This window comes from Pseudomonas graminis, assembly GCF_900111735.1.
Classification (GTDB): domain Bacteria; phylum Pseudomonadota; class Gammaproteobacteria; order Pseudomonadales; family Pseudomonadaceae; genus Aquipseudomonas; species Aquipseudomonas graminis.
Genome location: NZ_FOHW01000076.1, coordinates 1 through 5,289, shown reverse-complemented (window position 1 = coordinate 5,289; position 5,289 = coordinate 1). Strand labels below are relative to the sequence as shown.

At 50.0% G+C, this 5,289-nt stretch carries 7 protein-coding genes; 1 reads left to right on the top strand and 6 read right to left on the bottom strand.

All coding sequences use genetic code 11. The features are described 5' to 3' along the window. Positions 1-229 (bottom strand): transposase (locus tag BMY98_RS26345; RefSeq protein ID WP_139214591.1); only part of this gene is annotated, 229 nt, incomplete at its 3' end. Between the two features lie 232 nt (positions 230-461). Between BMY98_RS26345 and BMY98_RS26340 the strand changes: the two genes are divergently transcribed. Then, on the top strand, positions 462-1,460 hold the full coding sequence (locus BMY98_RS26340) for a bile acid:sodium symporter family protein (protein ID WP_074893719.1): 999 nt from the start codon (positions 462-464) through the stop codon (positions 1,458-1,460). A 131-nt stretch (positions 1,461-1,591) separates the two neighbouring features. Here the strand turns inward: BMY98_RS26340 and BMY98_RS26335 are convergent, their stop codons facing one another. The 5 genes from BMY98_RS26335 to BMY98_RS27870 form a co-directional block, all read right to left on the bottom strand. Then, complete coding sequence (locus tag BMY98_RS26335) at positions 1,592-1,996, bottom strand: hypothetical protein (RefSeq protein ID WP_074893717.1); 405 nt, start codon at positions 1,994-1,996, stop codon at positions 1,592-1,594. Between the two features lie 257 nt (positions 1,997-2,253). Next, a complete protein-coding gene (locus tag BMY98_RS26330) occupies positions 2,254-2,886 on the bottom strand; it encodes a hypothetical protein (RefSeq protein WP_074893715.1) in 633 nt (210 codons plus the stop codon). Positions 2,887-3,269: 383 nt separating this feature from the next. Beyond that, entirely contained in the window at positions 3,270-3,620 is a 351-nt protein-coding gene (locus BMY98_RS26325) for a hypothetical protein (protein ID WP_074893713.1), read from the bottom strand. A gap of 263 nt (positions 3,621-3,883) precedes the next feature. Further along, complete coding sequence (locus tag BMY98_RS26320; RefSeq protein WP_074893711.1) at positions 3,884-4,516, bottom strand: hypothetical protein; 633 nt, start codon at positions 4,514-4,516, stop codon at positions 3,884-3,886. Positions 4,517-4,518: 2 nt separating this feature from the next. Beyond that, on the bottom strand, positions 4,519-5,289 hold a 771-nt coding region (locus BMY98_RS27870; RefSeq protein ID WP_175514229.1), incomplete at its 5' end, for an RHS repeat domain-containing protein.

The window sequence follows — 5,289 nt, the reverse complement described above, 5'->3', positions numbered from 1 at the left end:
GTATGCGCTGGAAGTAGCCGTAGATGTAGAGTTTGAGCAGGTCGGCGGGGTTGTAGGGCGGGCGTCCGTTGCCCTTGGGAATAGCTTTATCGAACCCCAGAACCCTGAGATCCAAGCGAGAAACATAGGCATCAATGACCCGAACAAGATGGTCTTCGGGAATGACTTCATCGATTGAAACCGGAAACAGGCTGGTCTGGTTTCGAGATTCGCCCTGGATGTACGCCATAAGAAAATGCCCCGCATCTTTCGATGCGGGGCATTTTCTTAGATCTGAGGCAGGTTGGCTAGGTTTTCACACAGTCTGAGTGGGACCGGCTTAAGCCGGGAATACGTCATCGGTAGGTCCAGCTCGGCCTAGGTGTCCGTTAGGCGCTATTGATCGACATATTGGCGTTAGTCGGTAAGTGCATTGCGCGCTAAAGTGGCGGGCATGTTCCTGGCACCTTCGGATGACGCAGATGACCCGCCCCCGTTTTCTCCCTGACAACTTCACCCTCATGTTGATCACCGTGGTGATCATCGCCAGCTTCCTGCCCGCCACCGGGCAAGTGGCCGTTGGCTTCGGCTGGTTGACCAACATCGCCATCGCGCTGTTGTTCTTTCTTCACGGCGCCAAACTGTCCCGAGAATCAATCATCGCCGGGGCAGGGCACTGGCGCCTGCACCTGCTGGTGTTCGGGCTGACGTTCGTCCTGTTCCCCTTGCTAGGTCTGGCACTCAAACCCGTGCTGTCGCCCCTGATCGGCAAAGACCTGTACATGGGCATCCTGTACCTGTGTGCGCTCCCCGCGACGGTGCAGTCGGCGATTGCCTTCACCTCACTGGCGCGCGGCAATATCCCGGCGGCGATCTGCAGCGCGGCGGCCTCCAGCCTGTTCGGGATATTCCTGACGCCGCTGCTGGTCACGCTGTTGCTGAACGTTCACGGCGAAGGCGGCTCGACCCTCGATGCGATCATCAAGATCAGCGTGCAGTTGCTGCTGCCGTTCATTGCCGGCCAGATCATGCGTCGCTGGATTGGCGCCTGGGTCGCACGCAACAAGAACTGGCTGAAATTCGTCGATCAAGGCTCGATCCTGCTGGTGGTCTACGGCGCGTTCAGCGAAGCGGTCAACGAAGGCATCTGGCAGAAAACACCGATCTGGGACCTGGCCGGGCTGGTGGGAGTGTGCTGCCTGCTGCTGACACTGGTGCTCGTGGCTGCGACCCTGCTGTCCAAGCTGTTCGGCTTCAATCAGGAAGACCGCATCACCATCCTGTTCTGCGGCTCGAAGAAAAGCCTGGCGACCGGCGTGCCCATGGCCCAGGTGCTGTTTGCGGGGAGCACGATTGGGTTGCTGATCTTGCCGCTGATGCTGTTTCACCAGATTCAGCTGATGGTGTGTGCGGTGGTGGCTCAGCGGTATGCGAAGCGGACGGAGCCGGTGGTGGAGTTGATGGCGCAGGTTGATCCTTGATTCTGGTGATCAACCAAATGGCGTGATGGAAAAGCCCCGATGATTCGGGGCTTTTTGCGTTTGGAGTTGGGGTGGGTAATGGCCAGTTAGTGTGGAGTGGTTGATTGCATCAGTCTAAAAGGACTGTCCCGTCAGACTGATTTCCTGGTTTCGTATTGCCTCCTTGCAGTGTCAGCCACATCTTCGTCCTCATCACTTAAAAGGTTTACAAGTATTTCCAAAGGAGTCTTTTTGTTCAGAGCTATTCCACCTCTCACCATAGGATCAGGATCTTGCGAAAGGAACGCAAACAACTCCAGCGACAGTTTTCGCTTGCTTGCTATGAAATACCTGCTTTCAGGGTGGGATTCGCATAACTCTTCTAGAATCTCAAGTGGAATTGTTTTGTTGTGTATTACCCATTGTACGTAATCGGGATATCTCTTGATCACTTCACGCCATACAGCGAGAGGCGCTTCCTCCATGGCAGACCTGTCGTATTCAGCCTTGAGACGGCTAGCGCGTAGGGTTACAAATTCTTCAGCCGATGTAATCATGTTTGCCTTGCATATAAAATTTTTGGATGTCGGTGAGTTAAGCCGTTTAACCTTAGGTTAAAAGTATTAAAGAGATCCGTCCCCTTTTAGCCCTCGTCCCCTTTTAGCCCTAATATGCGCAAGAAGTTGCACGCCTCGGCGCTACTTGTAGCGCACGTCGGCGAGCACGCCTTGCCAGAGAGACCAAGCTGGTCAAAGGGCCATCCCACATATTTGAGTGCTAACGCTCGAAATGCGAATCATCGAATGTTATTTTGCTACCAGTGAATTAATTTCCGTGGGCTATCTACAAAATCAATCTTCGCATAGCCTTCAATCGCGGCATCGAACTCTTTAAAAAAGAAGTCGAGGTTGCGTGAGAATACGATAAATGCGCCACTGCCGTGCTCCCCGGTTCTGTCTCGTACTGCCACATAGTGACAAGTCTCTTGCAGGGCGTCATATAGCTCCTTGCCCCGGATCCGGAGGTGAGTACTCTGCAAAATGCTTGAGAGTATAGCGGGGTTGGGACTTTCGGCATGTCTGTGCCTGATGAGGACCTGATGTTTTCTGAGATTCCTGTCGTACTTTTCATGGTCCTCAAGCAGTCTTTTAAAGCCGTCATTCTTAGCTCTGAACATTAGGCAAGGCATGTGTCCTGAACGCGTACGAACAGGTGACTCGATGGTCGTCTTGCGGGGCTCGACCCAAAAGCATTTTGAGACAAGCGCGTCGATCGCTGCGTCACCGTAAGGTGTTCTGTTAAATCCAATCCCGCCATCCAAACTGGCGGCCATAATTAAGGCAAGTTGATCTTGCTCATTTGCAGATAGCTCCGCTATGGGGTCATTAGCATGATGTTTGAATTCACTGAATTCTGACGTGTAGCATAGGATTCGATAGGTTTTCATGTTGCTTTCTGACACTCCTCGCAGACGAACCAGGTACGGAATAACCGTCATTAGCTCTAATTAAATTCCAGCGTATAGCCATAATATTCAGATGCGATATATTGAGTGGCTGCTAGTTAAAGGGCTTGGCTGTTTAAATTTTTTTGTGTGTAGGTCGCTTATGATTGATGTTTTTGATCTATGTTGCTTAGTATCTGATTGTGCGGTGTCCGCACACATTAGGATCTGCTTGATGATTCGCTATCAAGCATACGATCTCCCATGCACTATTCCCCACGATCAGGTATCCGCATACGAGATTTGTCTGGGAGTCAAAGGGGCGCTCCCTTTAATTCTTCAAATCAGTTACGTTCCGTGACTGGGCCGTCTACATGCAAGTTTGATTATTGAGATCTAATCCATTTGCACATTTCTTTTTTGATTTCATCCAGTAACGCCACTTTTCCTACTAGGACGAGTTCACGGTTCATTTCTTTGTCATGATACGACACCAACGTATCGATATCCTCATCAAGCACTATTCTTAGAATTTGACCAGTGCCCTCATTTCTTGTTGAGAATATTGGATTACCGTCTCGACATGGCGTCCCATCCGAAAATTTCGTATTGCAGTACGGCATTTTAAATTTGCTGGCGTCCAGTCCGTGCGCCTGCCCCTCCGAATAAAATAACTCATATAAATGTCGTTCCAGTTCGACGTAGGATTGCGCGTTATCTAGATAGCCGTTGAACATATATTTACTCCACGAAAGCCTTACCGGTTATAAACTCAATGTCGACATGCTCATGCTTGGCGTCCTTCACCATAAATCTATGGTTGATATGGGAATATGCTCCACCTTTGGCCGGATTATAAATGTGCTTGGTTGCCTTTTTGAAAATCCTCCCGAACGGCGAGATCTCTTTTATTAAGTTTATTCTTAAGTTAAAGGGGGGCGCCCCCTTTAACCGTAAACAGAGCAGAAGAATTAAAGGGGGTCCGCCCCCATTATCCCCATTAGTAAAACTCCAGTTTTGATACGCTATCAACGAAAGTTATTTCGGCATGGTGATCAATGGCTGATCTGAACTCTTGGAAGAAATAATCGAGATTATTTGAAAAGGCAATGAATGCATCAGGTCCGTGCTCTCCCGATAAGACAGGAACTAGTAGGTAATGGCATGCATTCATTAGGGCGTCGTATAACTCGCCGCCGGATATTAAAAGACGCTGGTCTTGTAATATGCTTGCCAGCATTGATGTTTTAGGTTTCTCAGTAGGTCGATGTCTCGCCATTACTTGGTATTTACGCAAATTTTTTTCGTATTCAATATGTTCCTGGTATAGCTTTTCGAAGCCGCCATTGTTATCTCTAAACAAAAGTGAGGGCATGCAGCCGTAGTAGTTGTCTGAAGGTGGCTGAATGTTGAGCTTATGTAGATTCACCCAGTAACATTTTTCAACAAGAGCGTTTATAGCAGAAGAGCCTTGGGGTGTTTCATCAAAACCAATAGCGCCTTCTAATGTTATCGCCATCAGCAAAGCAAATTGGTCATGAGCTTTGGCAGACATTTTTGCTAGGCGCTCGCTTGCATGGTTTTTAAAAATATTAAACTCGGAGTGGTAGCACAAGATTTTATAGCAGGTCATTTTTATCGTCCCGGCCGTGGTGCTGGGTAAGTGAATATTATCATTTCACCTTTTTTGTTCTTTCCGTGGACATGTGGACGTTCATGATGCTCCGGCTGGCCTGGTCCGACCAAGTCAGGATGTCCGTCAGGATGGTCAAACACAAAAAACTTCTTGTTTTCTGTACCACTCCAACGCCCGAGGGTGGTGATACCCCGACTCTTTAGACAGGCACAATTAACCCCGCGACTACTAGGGTGAAGGTCGTCCATAACAATGTCACTTCCACCTTTGCTCACTCGCGGAACCTGAGCATGTTCCTGTGCTTTCTTCATTGCGCTCCTACGGCTGTTTGTTGCGATGACTTTATGCAAACCGAGTGGGTCGATCCACTCCACCGGGTTTGCAGCATATGCGTAAAGATTTAGCCCGCCTGAGTACCCAATCGGGTCCTTGCTGATAAACCGCCCGACCTTTGGATCATAGTACCGATGCCGGTTGTAGTGCAGGCCGGTTTCGTGGTCGTGGTATTGGCCCTGGAAGCGGATCGGGTTGGTCAGGCCGACTTGTTGGGCGAACTCTGAGCGCTGTTCGGTTGCTTCCCCCCACGCCTTGTACTGGGCGCTCCAGGCGGTGTTGCCGTTTTGGTCGGTGATTTCCTGCGGGGTGCCGAGGTGGTCGCATTGGTACCAAGCGAGTGCGTCAATCGGCAGCGCCACCGGTTTGTAGTTCCAGAGCGGATCTTCTTTGAAGTTGTAGCGACCGGTGTAAGTTGGTTGGCTTACGAGACGAAT

What these genes read in the sequence shown, in the direction of transcription:
- BMY98_RS26320 (WP_074893711.1), bottom strand. Translation starts at nt 4,516, where the DNA reads ATGACCTGCTATAAAATCTTGTGCTACCACTCCGAGTTTAATATTTTT.
- BMY98_RS26340 (WP_074893719.1), top strand. Translation starts at nt 462, where the DNA reads ATGACCCGCCCCCGTTTTCTCCCTGACAACTTCACCCTCATGTTGATC.
- BMY98_RS26335 (WP_074893717.1), bottom strand. Translation starts at nt 1,996, where the DNA reads ATGATTACATCGGCTGAAGAATTTGTAACCCTACGCGCTAGCCGTCTC.
- BMY98_RS26330 (WP_074893715.1), bottom strand. Translation starts at nt 2,886, where the DNA reads ATGAAAACCTATCGAATCCTATGCTACACGTCAGAATTCAGTGAATTC.
- BMY98_RS26325 (WP_074893713.1), bottom strand. Translation starts at nt 3,620, where the DNA reads ATGTTCAACGGCTATCTAGATAACGCGCAATCCTACGTCGAACTGGAA.